General features: G+C 59.0%; 12 protein-coding genes and 1 pseudogene. 5 read left to right on the top strand and 8 right to left on the bottom strand.

Annotated features, from left to right (window positions below):
• Positions 1-25 precede the first annotated feature (25 nt).
• The 5 genes and pseudogenes from AB3G35_RS23015 to AB3G35_RS23035 all read right to left on the bottom strand — a co-directional run.
• Positions 26-1,222, bottom strand: coding sequence for an EAL domain-containing protein (locus AB3G35_RS23015; protein WP_016781708.1), 1,197 nt, complete (start codon positions 1,220-1,222; stop codon positions 26-28).
• Positions 1,223-1,233: 11 nt separating this feature from the next.
• Entirely contained in the window at positions 1,234-4,002 is a 2,769-nt protein-coding gene (locus AB3G35_RS23020) for an ATP-binding protein (RefSeq protein ID WP_106115822.1), read from the bottom strand.
• A 242-nt stretch (positions 4,003-4,244) separates the two neighbouring features.
• Positions 4,245-5,126, bottom strand: a complete 882-nt coding sequence (locus AB3G35_RS23025) for a Dyp-type peroxidase (RefSeq protein ID WP_369782168.1) — start codon at positions 5,124-5,126, stop codon at positions 4,245-4,247.
• A 97-nt stretch (positions 5,127-5,223) separates the two neighbouring features.
• A complete protein-coding gene (locus AB3G35_RS23030; protein WP_369782767.1) occupies positions 5,224-5,655 on the bottom strand; it encodes a methyl-accepting chemotaxis protein in 432 nt (143 codons plus the stop codon).
• Positions 5,656-5,763: 108 nt separating this feature from the next.
• Positions 5,764-6,540: pseudogene (locus tag AB3G35_RS23035) on the bottom strand (PAS domain-containing protein); the annotation flags it as partial.
• A gap of 212 nt (positions 6,541-6,752) precedes the next feature.
• On the opposite strand from AB3G35_RS23035, the gene AB3G35_RS23040 reads away from it, so the two are divergent.
• A complete protein-coding gene (locus AB3G35_RS23040; RefSeq protein WP_083369636.1) occupies positions 6,753-8,171 on the top strand; it encodes a short-chain fatty acid transporter in 1,419 nt (472 codons plus the stop codon).
• 120 nt (positions 8,172-8,291) lie between these two features.
• Here the strand turns inward: AB3G35_RS23040 and can are convergent, their stop codons facing one another.
• Positions 8,292-8,936, bottom strand: a complete 645-nt coding sequence (gene can / locus AB3G35_RS23045) for a carbonate dehydratase (protein ID WP_016781703.1) — start codon at positions 8,934-8,936, stop codon at positions 8,292-8,294.
• A gap of 150 nt (positions 8,937-9,086) precedes the next feature.
• Between can and AB3G35_RS23050 the strand changes: the two genes are divergently transcribed.
• On the top strand, positions 9,087-9,470 hold the full coding sequence (locus tag AB3G35_RS23050) for a serine kinase/phosphatase (RefSeq protein ID WP_169885793.1): 384 nt from the start codon (positions 9,087-9,089) through the stop codon (positions 9,468-9,470).
• 95 nt (positions 9,471-9,565) lie between these two features.
• On the opposite strand, the gene rimI is transcribed toward AB3G35_RS23050, so the two are convergent.
• Together rimI and AB3G35_RS23060 are read right to left on the bottom strand one after the other, a co-directional pair.
• A complete protein-coding gene (gene rimI, locus AB3G35_RS23055) occupies positions 9,566-10,018 on the bottom strand; it encodes a ribosomal protein S18-alanine N-acetyltransferase (RefSeq protein WP_016781701.1) in 453 nt (150 codons plus the stop codon).
• Complete coding sequence (locus AB3G35_RS23060; RefSeq protein ID WP_095041453.1) at positions 10,011-10,784, bottom strand: SPOR domain-containing protein; 774 nt, start codon at positions 10,782-10,784, stop codon at positions 10,011-10,013. Before AB3G35_RS23060 ends, rimI begins: the two co-directional genes overlap by 8 nt.
• Positions 10,785-10,928: 144 nt before the next feature.
• On the opposite strand from AB3G35_RS23060, the gene mksB reads away from it, so the two are divergent.
• The 3 genes from mksB to mksF are packed head-to-tail and all read left to right on the top strand — an operon-like array spanning position 10,929 to position 15,683.
• The gene (mksB, locus tag AB3G35_RS23065; protein WP_086798741.1) at positions 10,929-12,206 is read left to right on the top strand and encodes an Mks condensin complex protein MksB; all 1,278 of its coding nucleotides are present in this window, start codon (positions 10,929-10,931) and stop codon (positions 12,204-12,206) included.
• The gene (gene mksE, locus AB3G35_RS23070) at positions 12,196-12,846 is read left to right on the top strand and encodes an Mks condensin complex protein MksE (RefSeq protein WP_016781697.1); all 651 of its coding nucleotides are present in this window, start codon (positions 12,196-12,198) and stop codon (positions 12,844-12,846) included. The genes mksB and mksE overlap by 11 nt, the downstream gene beginning before the upstream one ends.
• Positions 12,843-15,683 (top strand): Mks condensin complex protein MksF, encoded by a 2,841-nt coding sequence (gene mksF, locus AB3G35_RS23075; RefSeq protein WP_169845240.1) that lies wholly within the window; start codon positions 12,843-12,845, stop codon positions 15,681-15,683. The genes mksE and mksF overlap by 4 nt, the downstream gene beginning before the upstream one ends.
• Positions 15,684-15,775 lie beyond the last annotated feature (92 nt).

Raw genomic sequence — 15,775 nt, forward strand, 5'->3', positions numbered from 1 at the left:
ACAAGACCCGTGGCGCCGCACTCAGCTACCCCGGTGATGGCTTAGAGCTATCGTCCAGTAAAAGAGTTTCAAAATCGGCGCACGATATAGCGCCGCAAATCAGGAAACCTTGCACTTGATCACACTTGATACTGCGCAGAAATTCGAGCTCGGCCTGAGTCTCGACCCCTTCAGCGACAACTGTCAGGCCCAGCTTGCGGCTCAGCTCGACAAGGCTGCGCAAGGCTGAGGCCAGATTCTCGTTTTCAACACAGCCATGTACCAGCGAACGATCGATCTTCAGTTCACTGAACGGGGTGGAAACCAGATTGAAGTAAGAGCTGAACCCCTTGCCAAAATCATCCTGGGCCAAACCGAAACCCATCATGCGCAGGCGACAGGCACCCGCGTAGTAATTGCTGAGTTCCTCGGTGGTGGAGCTTTCCATCAGTTCAAACACGATGCTGCGCGGCTCGCCACCATCGGCAATCACAGCGTCGCGCAGGCGGTCGGCAAGCGCATGGTTATCCAGCAGATGCGTGGGCAGGTTGATAGACACCGGAATGTCCCAGCCCTGCTCACGCCATTGTCTTTGCGCCTGCAGGGTTTGTTGCAGCATCAGCCACAACAGTCGCTCTTCCAGGCCGTGGCTGATCAGCACACTCAGAAAGTCCTTGGGCAATAACAGGCCGGCCTCAGGGTGTACCCAGCGCACCAGCGCTTCTGCACTGAGAATATTGCCATTGCTCAGGGACTTCTTGGGCTGGAACCACGCTTGAATCTGCCCATTGCCCATCGCCCATTCGATACTCAGCGGGTCAACCTCAATGGCCAGGGCGGGGTCCGTCTCGCCGTTAAGGCGAAAAAGCTCCAGCCGCTCTTTCAAGCGCATGACAGAATTGAACTCGACTGGTTTGGAGATCAGGCCAATCACTGAAATACCCAGGTTCTTGGCTGCCAGCCCCGCACTGATCAACATGCGCCGCGACGAGGCACTCATCAGTGCCAACGCCGGTTTTCTTCTCAGGGCGGCAACTTTCTGAATCAGTTGCACGCCATCCATGACCGGCATCAGTAAATCACTGAGCAGCAGGTCATAGTCATTGCGCGCCAGACACTCCAGCGCGCCATCGCCATCCCAAACGGTGTCAACTGTAAAGCCACCCACCTCATTGAAAACGTTGAGCAAATACTCATGCTGAAAAGGGTGATCCTCAACGACCAGTACACGATAGGGCTTCACTGGATCCTCCTTTAGAAGTGCTGAAGACAGTTGTATAGGGTGTGCAGCGTAAAAGGCTTGATCAGGCAATGATTCATCCCGGCGTTCAGGCAGCGCTCGCTCTCCTCGCGCATGGCATTGGCCGTTGCCCCAATGATCGGCAGCGTGATGTTCATGGCCCGCAACCGGGCTGCCAGCTCATAGCCATTCATTTTCGGCATGTTGACGTCGGTCAGCAGCAGATCAAAATCCTCATCCCGCCAACGCTCAAGTGCTTCCAGGCCATCGCTGACCAATGTCACGGTGCAACCCAACTCTTCAAGCTGATCGCGCAGAATCAGTTGATTGATCACGTTGTCTTCGGCAACCAGAATGCGCAAATCCAGTTTGAGTTCCGTCTTCGCCGTACCCGGCTCAAGATCGGCCCCCATTCCCATGCCCTGAGCCTTGCACAGGGCGCGATAGACGTCCTGCAAACTGCTCAGGTCCGCTTGCCAGCAAGGGTTGTCAACGGCGGGAGCTACCGACATGTCACTGGCGGCTACCACCAGCGGTCCCGTCCACCCAGGTTCAAGCAATTGCCGGGCGGCACCAGGATGCAGCTCCAGTAAAACAGCAGCATCGGGTGCATCCCCTGGTTTCGGTGCGCCCAGATAAGCCCGCGCGCCCCAACGGCGCAACCAGGCGCAATAACACTCGGCCAGCTCGCGCACGGGTGAAACCACATAAACAACGCTGGCAGCCAATTCGCCGAAAGGGCTCAAACGCGCCGGCTCGTTAACCTGCACCAGGGGCAGGTGCAGGGTAAAACTGCTGCCCAGCCCCGGCTCGCTGACCAGGCGCATGGTGCCGTTCATCAAGTGCATAAGACGCTTGCAGATGGACAGGCCCAGCCCGGTACCGGCGACTACGTTTTTGGCTGACTCCACTTGATAAAAAGGCTCGAACAGATGGGCCTGCTCTTCATGGGCAATACCTTTGCCAGTATCGGAGACCTGCCAATGCAGCATGACGCGCTCATCGTCACGGCTGTCCATTTTCAGGCGCAGGACGATTTTCCCGTAGTCGGTGAATTTCAGGGCGTTGTTGAGCAGGTTGTTCAGGATCTGGCGGATGCGGGTGACATCGCCGCTGAGCCATTCGGGCACCGTCGAATCAATCAATGCAAACAACTGCAGGCCCTTGGCCTGAGCCGCGCCACTGTAGCCCTGGACCACCTCTTCTATCAGCTCCAGGGGGCTGAAGGTATTGAGTTCCAGTTGCAGTTGACCCGCCTCGATCCGTGACACATCCAGCACGTCGCAAATCAGCTGCAACAAGTTGCCGGATGAGCGTTCGATGGCCTTGAGATAGTTGTTCTGCTGATCGTTGAGATCGGTACGCGCCAGCAGCTCCAGGGTGCCCAATACGCCGTACAGGGGGGTGCGGATTTCATGGCTCATGGTAGCCAGAAACAGGGTCTTGGCCTCATTGGCCCGGTCCGCCAGCTGCCGGGCACGTTCGAGGGTGACTTCAATCTGCTTGCGTGCGCTGATATCACTGAACGCGCAAATCAGTACGTCCTGACCTTTGTAGCGCGTGGGCGCAAACGCCAGGTACAGAAGGCGGCCATCCTCCATTTCGATCTCATCGCTGTTGCGCAAGTCACATTCATCGAACGCGCGAGAAATCCAGCCATGACATAACTTGCTGCGCTCAGTGCCGTTACCCAGCCACTGTTGTGACAAGGAGTTTTCCAGCACCACAGTGCCGTCTGTGCGCCGAATCACACACAGGGCCATCGGTGCAACTTGCAAGACGGCACGACTGAACGCCTCACTTTCAACCAGCGCCTGAATGCGTATCTCACCCGGGGTGATCAGGCGCCGATCAATGCGCACAATCAGTAATCGCAAGCCGATGCAAATTGCAATAAACAACAACACACAGCCCAGCAAAGGCCCGCCCAATACAGGCAATAACGATTTGATATCTACGGCATACACAATTTGCCAGCCCGAATAGCCCAGCTTCTTCCTGATTGCCAGGCTGTCGGGCAACCAGCCACTCCCGATAAAGCCAAACGAGTTCTTGGGCTCCAGCGTCTGCAATGAACCGACCAGCGTGGATTGTGCGGCGTTGGTGAACAGAATCTGGCCTTGACCGTTGAGCAGCATGAAGTCACCGGCACTTTCACTGCGCAAGGCCTCCACCAGATCCGGCACTTCGACCTCAATGCCCAGCCAGCCGGAAGACAGGTTACGGTTATCAAGACGGGAGAATAAATAAAAGGGCGAATCCAGGACCCGGTTGTCCGTGAGCCACAGATCATCACCAAATGAATAGGCCTTGGCGCCCTCATCGACCAGACGTTGCAGCACTACCTGGGGCAACGGTTCCAGGCTGCCTGAAGCGTCAAACAAACGCACCACCTTGGGCTTGTCTGTTTGTGGCACGTACAGAAGATTGACTTTGCTTTCGTGCAGATAGTCCGTCATCCGCCGGGTCAGCCACAGGCTCCAGTGGCCGGCTTCGCTGCCCAGATTGATGTTGAGTTCTTCTTCTGGATCAACGCTGATAAATGCTTGATTACCTTTCTTGTCGGGCACAGTCGCCAGCACCAGACTCTTAAGCAAGGTCTGGCGGCTGACGAAAAAATCCTGGGCATTGAATACCGCCTCGTTCATAAAACTGCGGCGCAGGGACACTTCCTGGTTAAAGACCGAGCGCAAATAAATGAACGAACTGGCGATGGCCGCGACGATCAAACCGCTGGCAAATAAGTGCAGAAGTTTTCGGGCGGCTTGAGGGGTCGATTTCATGCCGCAAGCCTGAGGCCGGGGCATGATAAAAATAATCAGACAATTCCTGAAACCAGTCGTCGCTGACTACGCTCTGCGTAGCAGCTGACGAGCGGAGCGAGGCTGCGATCGGCTGCGTAGCAGTCGCAAATCCTGTGACTGCGGTGTATCAGTTAAACCCGGTCGTCTGGGTTTGCGACTGCTTTGCAGCCGATCGCAGCCTCGCTCCGCTCGTCAGCTGCTACGGGGGGAAGTGAAGCTTGTTACGGTCGCACCGCACTCAAATCCATGCGCCCGTCTTTCATCGGCGGGCACCAGTAGTAGCCACCATTAAGCGGACGGCTGTAGCGATACAGGCCATCGATAATGCCGTCTTCCAGGCCGCTCATACGCCGCAGTTGCACTTCAAAGGCGTTCAGCGTGCGGCCAAAGGCAACAAACATCAGCCCAGACTTGCCGTTTTCTGTCCACGGCATCGAGCGGCGCACAATAAAGGCCTCTGGCGTGAAGCTTTCCTGGGCGGTGCGTTTGACGTGGGCAGACTCTGGCGCATCGTCCAGCTCTTCGTTGTCGCTCTTGCGACGGCCCATGATGTTGTCCTGCTCCTCGGACGGCAGTGCGGCGAAGCCGTTGAGGTCGTGCTGCCACTGCTGGATGGCCACAAAGCTGCCCCCGTCCAGCCCGGCGCCAGCATTGGCCACGATGGCGGCGTCCACAGCCGCTTTGTCCACCGGGTTTTCAGTGCCGTCTTCGTAACCGGTCAGGTCACGGTCAGTGCCGTAACGGAAGCCTTCGGTCACTTGCAGCAGGTTGAACGCAGGCGCCAGCGCAGTCTCGATGGCCTGGCTGCGGTGCAGCAGCTCGCCACGGTCTTCGCCCAGCAACCACAACCACAGGGCGTGCTGGGTCGACGGGTTTTCAACCATCGCATTGATAGCAGGAAACACTCGCAAGCCCGGGACCTTCGCGCCCAGTGCCAATACCAGCGGCGAACCAAAACCGGCCACCACGCCTTTGCCATCCACCCACTGCGACAAGGTGTCCAGTGCAGCCGGCAAAGCTTCTACTGACTTGAGGGCGAAAAACATGTAACGCGCTTGCGAAGGTATCGGTTTGGCAAGAATGCTCGACTGGTAGTGACTCATAGAAACTCCTTTGGAAAGTTCCGAGTTTACTCCTACCAGTACTTTTTCCGTCACTTCACGCGGATTTTTCTTAAGTTCAACCCCAGCAAATCAAGGCTCAGGACGACAGTTGGTTGGCAAACTGCCCTACGGCGTTGACCACTTTCTGCGCGCCATCCTGAATTTCGACAATCACCGTGCCCGCTTCGGCGGCCAGCGCCAGCCCTGCTTCGGCCTGGAGTTTGCCATCGGCCATCAGGGCCACGGCATCACGCGCCATGTCCTGGTTTTGCCGCACCACGCCGATGATTTCTTCAGTGGCTCTGCTGGTGCGCGAGGCCAATTGCCGCACTTCGTCAGCCACGACGGCAAAGCCACGGCCCTGCTCCCCGGCCCGCGCGGCCTCGATGGCGGCGTTGAGCGCCAGCAGGTTGGTCTGGTCGGCAATCGAGCTGATGGTCTTGACGATGCTGCCAATCACTTGCGACTGATCGCTCAGGGCTTCAATACCATCACCCGCCTGCTGCATATGCCGGGCCAGGTCGCGCATGACTTCCACCGCCTCGGTCACCACTTTGGTGCCGCGCTGGGCGCTGTTGTCGGTTTGCAGTGAAGTGCTGTAAGCGATGCCGGCCGCGTCAGAAACGGCTTGCTCTCGATGGATCTGGTCAGTGATCACCGTGGCGAATTTCACCACTTTGTACAGGGTGTTGTTGGCGTCCCGCACCGGGTTGTAGGTGGCCTCCAGCCAGACATCACGGCCATGGCTGTCGATGCGCTGAAAACGTGCCGCGACAAACTCACCCGCGTTCAATCGCCGCCAAAAGGCCTGGTACTCGGCACTGTTCTGTTCTTGCGGGGTGCAGAACATCCGGTGATGTTTGCCCTGGATCTGCGCCAGGGTGTAACCCATGCCTGCAAGAAAGCGCTCATTGGCAGTCAGCACTTCACCCTTGAGGTTGAACTCGATCACCGCAGTGGAGCGCATCAGCGCGCTCATCAGATTTTCATGATCGCGGGAGGCCTCAATGGTGCGCGTCAGGTCGCTGGAGAAAATCGAGATGCGCAACACGCGGCCTGCGGAGTCCAGGATCGGTTGCATGATCGAACGCAACCACGCCTCCTGACCGTTGCCGCGCAGCAAGCGCACGGTGCCGCTGTAATGCTCCTTGCGGTTCATGGCGGTCTTGAAACGCAGGGTGTGCTCGTCGTTTTTCAGGTAGGCCGGCACCAGTTTATCAATATGCAGGCCCAGCAACTCGGTACTGCTGTAATGCATCTGCTGGATGAAATTGGGGTTGGCCGTCTCGATGCGTCCATCCGCGCCCAGGGACAGCACCAGCATTTCGCTGTCAAGGCTCTCCCGGACTTGCTGAAGACTGGATATTTCTTCGCGAAGAGCCGACAGCTCTTGCTTCAAGCGTGTGTTGAACATGAGGTACCTGGAGCAATGAAAGAATGCGTGCAACAGAATCGGCTTTGAACGGCTTTTCTGGAGCGGCAAAAACGACCGTTCATCCAAAATTCAAGCGACTGAACAACCCTGCAAATTCATTGCCATGCCACAGCAGGCCATCGGAATTGCTGACGGTTTGATTTACTGTGCTCAAGCCATCCCATAACCATAAGAAAACCGAGGTACTCCCCATGGCCGCTGAGATTACAGACAGCCGCTCTGCCCGCTTTGCCCTGCGCTGTTCGAACTTTGCCGAACGCTGGTTTCCTGATTCCTGGGTGTTCGCCGCTGTGGCGGTGATCACCGTGGCACTGGCCACAATGCTGATGGGCGCCAAACCCACCGATGCCGCAATGGCGTTTGGTGACGGCTTCTGGAGCCTGATCCCGTTCACCATGCAAATGGCCTTCGTGGTCATTGGCGGTTATGTGGTGGCCAGCTCGCCACCCGCCGTCAAATTGATCGATAAACTGGCCCGGGTGCCGAAAAACGGGCGCCAGGCGGTGTGCTGGGTGGCGCTGATTTCAATGGTCGCGTCATTGCTCAACTGGGGGCTGTCGCTGGTTTTTGGCGGGTTGCTGGTACGGGCGCTTGCCCGGCGCACCAACTTGCGCATGGACTATCGCGCCGCTGGCGCTGCTGCGTATCTGGGCCTTGGCGCAGTGTGGGCGCTGGGGTTGTCGTCTTCGGCGGCGCAGCTGCAGGCCAACCCGGCCAGCCTGCCGCCGTCGATTCTGGCAATTACCGGGGTTATTCCCTTCACTGAAACCATCTTTCTCTGGCAGTCCGGCGTGTTGCTGGCGGCACTGGTGGTGGTATCGCTGATCGTGGCTTATGCCACCGCCCCCGGCGCTGAATCGGCCCGCGACGCGGCGGCCTGCGGTATCGACCCCAGCTTCAGCTCACCCGAGCTGCCACCGCGCACACGGCCCGGCGAGTGGCTGGAGTACAGCCCACTGCTGACCCTGTTACTGGTATTGCTGGCCGCGGGCTGGCTGTTCCATGAGTTTTCGACCAAACCGGCGATCAGCGCCATCTCGGGGCTCAACACCTACAATTTTCTGTTCCTGATGCTCGGCGCCCTGCTGCACTGGCGTCCGCGCAGCTTTCTGAATGCCGTGGCCAGCGCCGTGCCGACCACCACCGGGGTGATGATCCAGTTCCCGCTCTATGGCTCGATTGCAGCGCTGATGACAGTGGTCAAAGGGACTGACGGGCAAACCCTGGCCCATCATATTTCGACGTTTTTCGTGCAGATCGCGTCCCATGACACCTACGCGTTATTAATGGGTGTGTATTCGGCGATTCTGGGCTTTTTTATTCCATCGGGCGGCGGCAAATGGATTATCGAAGCACCGTATGTGATGCAGGTGGCCAATGATCTGGGCTATCACCTGGGCTGGGCCGTGCAGATCTACAACGCCGCCGAGGCGTTGCCCAATCTGATCAACCCGTTTTACATGCTGCCGCTGCTGGGCGTACTGGGGTTGAAGGCGCGGGACTTGATCGGCTTCTCGTTTGTGCAACTGCTGGTACACACGCCCCTGGTGCTGTTTTTGCTGTGGGCATTGGGGACAACGCTGGTGTATACGGCGCCAGTGATGCCGTAAGTGAACTCATGACCCAATGTGGGAGCGGGCTTGCTCGCGATGGTATCGACGCTGTTTTCCTGCATTACTGCGCCGCCTGAATCGCAAGCAAGCCCGCTCCCACAGGTCAGGCCTGCAAACTCAGACCGAACCCGCCGGCCGCAAGCGATACTGCGGCGGCAACTGGTCAAGACCGCTGATGGTGGTGTTCAGGCTCTTCCAGCGGCCGTCCTTGATCCCGTAGATGCAGCCATGCACCGACAGCTTCTGCCCGCGATGCCAGGCATTTTGCACAATATTGGTGTGACCGACGTTCGCTACCTGCTGGATCACATTCAACTCGCACAAACGGTCGACGCGCTCTTCCTCGGTGGGCAGCAGCGCCAGCACTTCGCGGTTTTCGTAGTACAGGTCGCGGATCGAGCGCAGCCAGCCATCAATCAGGCCCATCTGCTGATCCGTCATGGAGGCGCGCACGCCGCCACAGCCATAGTGGCCGGTGACCAGAATATGTTTGACCTTCAACACATCCACCGCGTACTGAATCACCGACAGGCAATTCAAGTCCGTGTGCAACACCACGTTGGCCACGTTGCGGTGTACAAACAGATCGCCGGGCAACATGCCGACAATTTCATTGGCCGGTACGCGGGCATCCGAACAACCAATCCATAGGTATTCCGGCGTTTGCTGGCGGGCCAGCTTGGCGAAGAAGTCGGGATCTTCCTGCTTGATCGCATCGGCCCAACGCTCGTTGTTATCAATCAGATCTTGTAGTTCGTTCATGCTGTGAGGCCTCAAGAGTTGATGCGCTGTTTTGACAGCCGACCAGCGGTCGGGGTCACTTGCGCCATGACATTCCGGCGGTCAGTTGGGTGGAATCTTCAGCAATGGCTACAGTCATCCTATCAAGACCCCGGACTTTGAGGATTTGCCATGACTGATTCACGTCGCCCCTACGGGGCACCGCAACCCGCGCCCATAGACGATATCGAAGACGCAATGGGCTCGGTTGAGCCACTGGATTTCGACGAAGACGATACCTATGAGCCCATCAGTGATCTATTTGTCGACGACGTTGGCGTCAAGCACAGGGCGGCCCTGGATGACGAACTGGATCTGGGCCTCAACGATGACGACCTTGAACAGGAGATGCTGATCCGCGAAGACGGCGCCCGCGATGCCAAGGAGGCGGCCCAGAGCCCGGACGGCGCGGCCGACTGGGATCTGAGCCTGGTCGACGAAGACGACATCGGCGCCGGCAAGGGACTGGATGAAGCCGAACTGGCGGAAATCGACCCGGTGGGGCGCAAGCGCTAAAAGGCAGGACCTGTGGGAGCGGGCTTACTCGCGATAGCGATCGACACGGTGTGTCACTGAAACACCACTGCTCCCACAACAACAATTTATAGCCGTCAGTCGACCAGCGTACAGGCCATCACCACCGCATCTTCACGCCCACCCACTGCCGGGTAGTAGTCGCGGCGGCGGCCGATTTCATTGAAGCCGTAACGTTCATACAACTTGAACGCCGCGGTGTTGCTGTCGCGCAGTTCGAGGAAGCATTCGCGCGCCTCATGCTGGTAGGCAATCGACATGAGGTGCTCAAGCAGTTTAAGGCCCAGGCCGCGGCCCTGGCTTTCGGGCTTGACGGTGATATTGAGCAAATGCGCTTCGTCGAGAATGATCTGCACCACGCCATGCCCTACCTGCTGCTCGCCTTCAAACATCAGCCAGATATGGTATTTGCCCAGACCGTCGAGGAAAATCCCCCGCGTCCACGGATGGCTGAAAGCGGCGTATTCAATTTTCAAGACTGCATCAAGGTCCGCCTCGGTCATCGGGCGAAAAGTTACCGCATCACTCATCATTGTGTTTCCAGCGCGCCATCAGCCGGCGCATGGCTTGCCACACATGCGCTTTGCGCTGTGGCTCATCCATCAAGAGTTCCAGGCCCGGCAGCGCCCATGCGCAGCCCAGCCCTTCAATTTGCAGTTCAGTGTTGAACGCTTCGGCATCGGCTTCACCGGCAAAGCGCACGGCGGGCAGCCCGATCAGCCATAAGCAGGCACATTCGGCCTCTTCCAGGCGGGCCATGACGAAGCCCTGCACAAACTCACGGGCCGCGTCCGGGCCCTGATCGACATTGCCACGCCGCAACAACGGCCAGCGCACCGGCTCGCCGATGATTTGCGGGCTGTCGGGCAAGCCGGCAGCACGCAACATATCCTTTAACAATAAGTAGGCCGGGTCGCGACTCTGGAAGGCGCCACCTGTGGGTAACTCCACCAGCACCAGGCAACGCCCGGCCCGCAGCAACTGCAAGGCAAAACGCGGTGGTGGCAACGGTACTGCCTTGGTCGTGACAGGTGCCGGCCCGGCTGCGACCACCGGTTTGCTGACAGGGCGACTGACCGAAGGCCTGGGCACTTCGATTTTTGGTCGCTCGGCAGGTTTGCCCGGCGCAACCGCCGCCTTGACCGCAGGCCTTGCGATCACAGGCTCGGCGGGCGGCTCAGGGAGCACCAGCAGTTCTGGCCGCGAAGGCGCGGCAAACGGCAACTCAGTGCGCGGCAACCAACTGACCACTTGCATGGCGGTCAAGAAAGCGCGGCGGCGGGACTCGTTCAACAAAGGTCGGCCATCTGTGGATAACTAAAGAGAGGGGATTCTACCGCCCTTCTGCCCTTCCCGCCCGCAGTTGATCCGCCAAGTGATGACTCGACCGCACGTTGCAGTACAATCGCGACCTTTCATAGCCAATTGACCGGCCCTCCCATGATCGAACCCAAGCGCGTATTACGTGCCCTCGCCGAGCACTGGGCACTCCTTGAGCCGTTGTGTGAACACTTCGACCAGGGCACCTTGAGCCTCAACGAATTGCGCCTGCAACTGGCCGCCCATCAGGTGGACAGCACCCCGCAGGACATCACCGCCGTGCTCGATGCCTGGATTCGTCTGGATATTCTGGTGCCGGTCGCCAAAAGCCCCAACCGTTTCGAACTCAACGCCCAGATCCACGACTTCCTCGCCTATCTGCGCCACGAGCACCGCCTTGGCCTGTGCCTGGAAATCGAAGCCTACCTGCGCCATCTGGAGCGGCTGGCGGGTTATATCCAGGACGCCTTCGACATCCGTGACGGCCACGATCTGGCACGCCAGCTGCGTTTGCTCGACATGCGCGTACGCGATGTATTGAAAAAACTCGCCAACGATGAACAGGCGCTGGTGGCCGTGGCCGAACGGGCCAAGACCAGCGACCGGCAAATTCCGTTGCGCCAGCGGTACGCCGAGGTATTGGCAACGTGGGACGAATACGTCGAACCGATGATCCAGCTGGTCAACGCCGACGGTGCTTTCGAACAAGGCGTGCGCAAGGTCGAGGTGGTGCTGCTGCGCATGCTCAGTGAACAGCAACGTCTCGGCCATCTGGTGGACGACGACATGCTGCTTCGCACCCATGCGCGCATCCTTGAAATGCAAACCAGCGCCCAGATGACCCTGCGCCATGCCCGCGAACTGCTGCTGCCGCTGCGCGAGGAAGCCCGCCGGCACAACGCCGTGACCCGTGGCGCGGCGCTGGCCCTGGCCGCCATCCGCCGTAAAGGCCTGGACGCCGTGCCGCAAGCCTCGATGCCAATGTTCACCCGCCCGCAAAGCACCTTTTTGGGCAGCGCCAGCCAGGTTGAGGCTTATGTGTATGCCCTGGCCCGCTTCGAGCCCAAGCCGGCGAAATTTCCCAAGGCACACAAGGTCCATCGGGGCGAAACACCCAAGGCCCCGCGCACGGTCAAGGAAATGCTCGATCGCTGCAGCGATGCGCTGCCGATGCCGGACTTGATGAGCTGGCTCCTGGCCCAGGAGCCCGACGGCGACACCGACGAATTGCTGTACTGGTTCTCGCGCCTGTCCCGGGAAAAACGCTTCGTGCGCGAACGCCTTGAGCGCCGCGATTACCACACCCACGAACATTTGGTCAGCCTGCGCTCCTTCGCTCTGCTTTCCCACAGCGAAGATGCAACCCAGACTACTGCGAGCCCTCTGCATGCATCTTGATCTTTCCGAACTGTCCCAACTGGCACCGATTTTTCGTGAGCTGTTCAAGGGGTATCACGTCAGCCGCCGCGACCCTGAGCTGTACGCGCAACTGTCGAACTTCCAGGACCAATACCGCGCCCTGTTCAAAGCCCTGGGCTTTGAGCTGGTGTGTGATACCCGCGGTTTTTATTACTTTGTGCCCGACACTGCCACCGCCCAGGTAAACAAGACCGCACAGCGACTGGCGCTGTTCACCTTCATCATTGTCGAGCACCTGGCCGATCAGGGCCGCGACCCGATTGCCGTGCTCGACGGTGGCAGCCTGGGCCGCGACGAGCTGCCCGCGCTGCTGGAAAAATACCGCGACCTGTTTGTCCAGGCTGAAGTCACCAGCCAGGACGAGCTGGAAGAAAAAATCATGCGCCGCATGACCCAGCTCGGTTTTGCCAGCGAAGAACCCGGTATCTACCGCTTTCTGCCGCCCATGCACCGTTTTCTTGATGTATGCCTGTCGGTACAGCAAGACCGCGATCTGGCCGCCAGCCTGCACAGCATCCTGCCGCTGCCTGCACCGGTGCTGGCCGATGACGACAGTGAAGACGACGAAGCCGCATTGGCCCGCGCCATTGCCGACGAACAACAGGAGATGGACGCATGAGCCAGGAACGCTACGGTATTCGCCGCTTTGCCCTGTTGAACACCGCCGGTTACAGCCTGGGGCTGTTTCCGCTGGAACATCCGCTGTCAGTCTATGGGGCAAATAACCTCGGTAAATCGGCATCGATCAACGCCTTGCAGTTCCCTATTCTGGCGCGCATGTCAGATATGAGCTTCGGCAAATACAGCCTTGAGCAGTCGCGACGCTTCTACTTCGCCTCGGACACCAGCTATATCCTGGTCGAAGTGTCCCTGCCCCACGGCCCCCATGTCATCGGCGTGGTGGGGCGCGGCCCGGGTGGCGGCTTCGGCCACCAGTTTTTTGCCTACGCAGGCAAACTGGACCTGGCCCATTACCAGAAAGACGACACCTGCCTGCGCCAGAAGGAGCTGTTCAACAACCTTGAGCGCAATGGCCTCAAAGCCTACGAGCTAAAGCCTGATGAACTGCGCCGCTTGCTGGTGGGCGGGCATACGTCGATCCCGCTGGACCTGACCCTGATCCCGCTGCGCTCCACCAGCGAACAAAGCCTCAAGACTTTCCGCGCGCTGTTTATCAACTTGCTGCATATGCGCGAAATCACCGCCGCCAAGCTCAAGCAACTGTTCCTCGATGCCTTCGAACACAGCCTGCGCTCGGGTAGCGTGGATTACATTGCGGCATGCGAAGAAGCCTTCCGTGATGTACGACGCATGGAACAGGACTACAACGCACTGGTCGGCGCCGGACCGTTGGTCGAGGCATTGGCCGCAGGTGTTCGCCAGCGCGACCTGCTGCGCGGCAAACTGCACCGCCTGTCACCGCTGCTCGACTCCCTGCTCGGTACCTGGCAGGACTACGCCGGCGCCCGCAAGGAAGAGCTGCTGATCCAGTCCGAGCACTACCGCAACCAACAGGACGCCCTGCAAAACGACCAGCGCAGCAGCACCCAGGAGTTGATGCGTCTGGAGCGGGAAATTTCCGGTATCCAGCGCTGGCTCGGCGAGTTGTCGGTGCTCAAGCATCGCTTCGCCCTGGTCGACGATGTCAAAGTGCTGGAGCAACAACTGCTGAGCGCCAAGGACGCCCACGACGAACTGGCGGGCGCCCTGGCGCAATCGCGACAGTTCAGTGCCGAGGATCTGGACGAGCGTCTGCGCGACCTGGAAAAACGCCTCAAGTCGGTCAAGCAGCAGCTCGATCACGCCGACAACAACAGCTATGCCCGCCTGCGTGAAGAGTTTTCGCAGCAGGATGTGGAACGCCTGATGCGTCTATTCAACAGCGCCCTGTTCAGCCTGCCCCTGGGTGAGCACGGGATTGCGCTGGATGACAGCGACGCCTGGGTCAAGTCCCTGGAGTTGATCCTCGACGGCTTTAAAGGCGAGCGTTTTGAAGCGCCGGGCCTGTCCATCGACCTCAGCCATATCGAGCCTCCTGCCCTGCAGGCCCTGGCCGACCGCGCAGCCTTGCGCGAGCAGAAAGAGCGTCTGGAAAAAGAACTCAAGCAACTGAAAACCCAGCAAGCCGTGACCTCTGATCGCGCTGCGAGCAAGAGCGAAGCCGAGGCCCTGTATCAGCAGGTGCTGGATGCGCAAAAGGCCCTGGAAGATTTCCGCCGTAGCCAGACATTGAGCGCTGAAGAAGGCGAAAAGCTCGAACAATTGGCCCAGGCCGAAGCCGCGCAGGACGAGTTGAAGCGTTCCAGTGATGCCTTTACCGAGCGCGTCCAGCAGTTGTCGGCCAAGTTGCAGCTGGTAGGCCGACAGATTGGCGATATGGAAGCCAAGCAGCGCACCCTTGATGACAGCCTGCGTCGACGCCAGCTGCTGCCAGCCGACCTGCCCTTTGGCACGCCATTTATGGACCCGGTCGACGACTCGATGGACAACCTGTTGCCATTGCTCAACGACTATCAGGACAGTTGGCAGGGCCTGTTGCGTTGCGACGGTCAGATCGAGGCACTGTACGCGCAGGTGCGCCTCAAGGGCGTGGCCAAGTTCGACAGTGAAGACGATATGGAGCGGCGACTGCAGTTGTTGATCAACGCCTACGCCCACCGCACCGAAGAAGCCCTGACCCTGGGCAAGGCGCGTCGTGCGGCCGTCACCGATATCGCCCGTACGCTGCGCAATATCCGCAGCGACTACGACAGCCTTGAGCATCAACTGGCGCTGTTCAACCGCGAGATCAACAAACGTCAGGTATCCAACCTCAAGAGCTTCCGTATCGTATTGGCGCCGAACAAGGAGGCCCTCAAGCATATCGACCAGATAATCCATAGCGCCGGCCAGTACGAAGAAGGCGAAACCCTGTCGGTGTTCGACCTCAGCCAGAGCGCCGAGCAAGACAACAAGAACGAAGAGGCCAAGGAATACCTGGCGCGGCTGGTGGCAGCCAATCATAACCAGCTGGGCCTCAAGGACCTGTTCGAGCTGGCGTTCGAGATCACCAAGCTCAATGGTCAGCCGGTGATCCATACCGATATCGACGGTGCCGCGTCCAACGGTACGACCATGACCATCAAGGCGCTGACCAACATGTATTTGTTGCTGCACTTGATGGACCGTGATCAGGCCGGGCGTATCCGCTTGCCGTACTACCTGGACGAAGCCGCGGACATCGACGAGAAAAACCAGACCGCGCTGCTGGAAACCAGTTTGCAACTGGGCTTTGTGCCGATCCTGGCCAGTGTCAAACCGCAGGTCTGCGCCCATGTGGCCATCGACCTGGAGGGCGGCAGCGGCCCCAACGGGATTTACATCGATGAAGACGACTGGAAGTACATTCGTCGTCATGACGAGGTGAAACCTGATGCACTGACGGTGGTTGCAGAACCTGAACTGGATGAAGTCTGAGGCTGATTCCCGAGCATAAAAAAACCGCGATCATTGATCGCAATCTTGCTCACTTAAGAGCGACACAGCTCAAGTGTGGGAGCGGGCTTGCC

The organism is Pseudomonas sp. WC2401 (genome assembly GCF_041200115.1).
GTDB lineage: Bacteria > Pseudomonadota > Gammaproteobacteria > Pseudomonadales > Pseudomonadaceae > Aquipseudomonas > Aquipseudomonas fragi.

Coding starts and splice junctions, on each gene's coding strand:
- can (WP_016781703.1), bottom strand. CDS start 8,936: ATGAACGAACTACAAGATCTGATTGATAACAACGAGCGTTGGGCCGAT.
- AB3G35_RS23030 (WP_369782767.1), bottom strand. CDS start 5,655: ATGCGCGACCTGGCCCGGCATATGCAGCAGGCGGGTGATGGTATTGAA.
- mksB (WP_086798741.1), top strand. CDS start 10,929: ATGATCGAACCCAAGCGCGTATTACGTGCCCTCGCCGAGCACTGGGCA.
- AB3G35_RS23040 (WP_083369636.1), top strand. CDS start 6,753: ATGGCCGCTGAGATTACAGACAGCCGCTCTGCCCGCTTTGCCCTGCGC.
- AB3G35_RS23050 (WP_169885793.1), top strand. CDS start 9,087: ATGACTGATTCACGTCGCCCCTACGGGGCACCGCAACCCGCGCCCATA.
- AB3G35_RS23025 (WP_369782168.1), bottom strand. CDS start 5,126: ATGAGTCACTACCAGTCGAGCATTCTTGCCAAACCGATACCTTCGCAA.
- AB3G35_RS23020 (WP_106115822.1), bottom strand. CDS start 4,002: ATGAAATCGACCCCTCAAGCCGCCCGAAAACTTCTGCACTTATTTGCC.
- mksF (WP_169845240.1), top strand. CDS start 12,843: ATGAGCCAGGAACGCTACGGTATTCGCCGCTTTGCCCTGTTGAACACC.
- rimI (WP_016781701.1), bottom strand. CDS start 10,018: ATGAGTGATGCGGTAACTTTTCGCCCGATGACCGAGGCGGACCTTGAT.
- mksE (WP_016781697.1), top strand. CDS start 12,196: ATGCATCTTGATCTTTCCGAACTGTCCCAACTGGCACCGATTTTTCGT.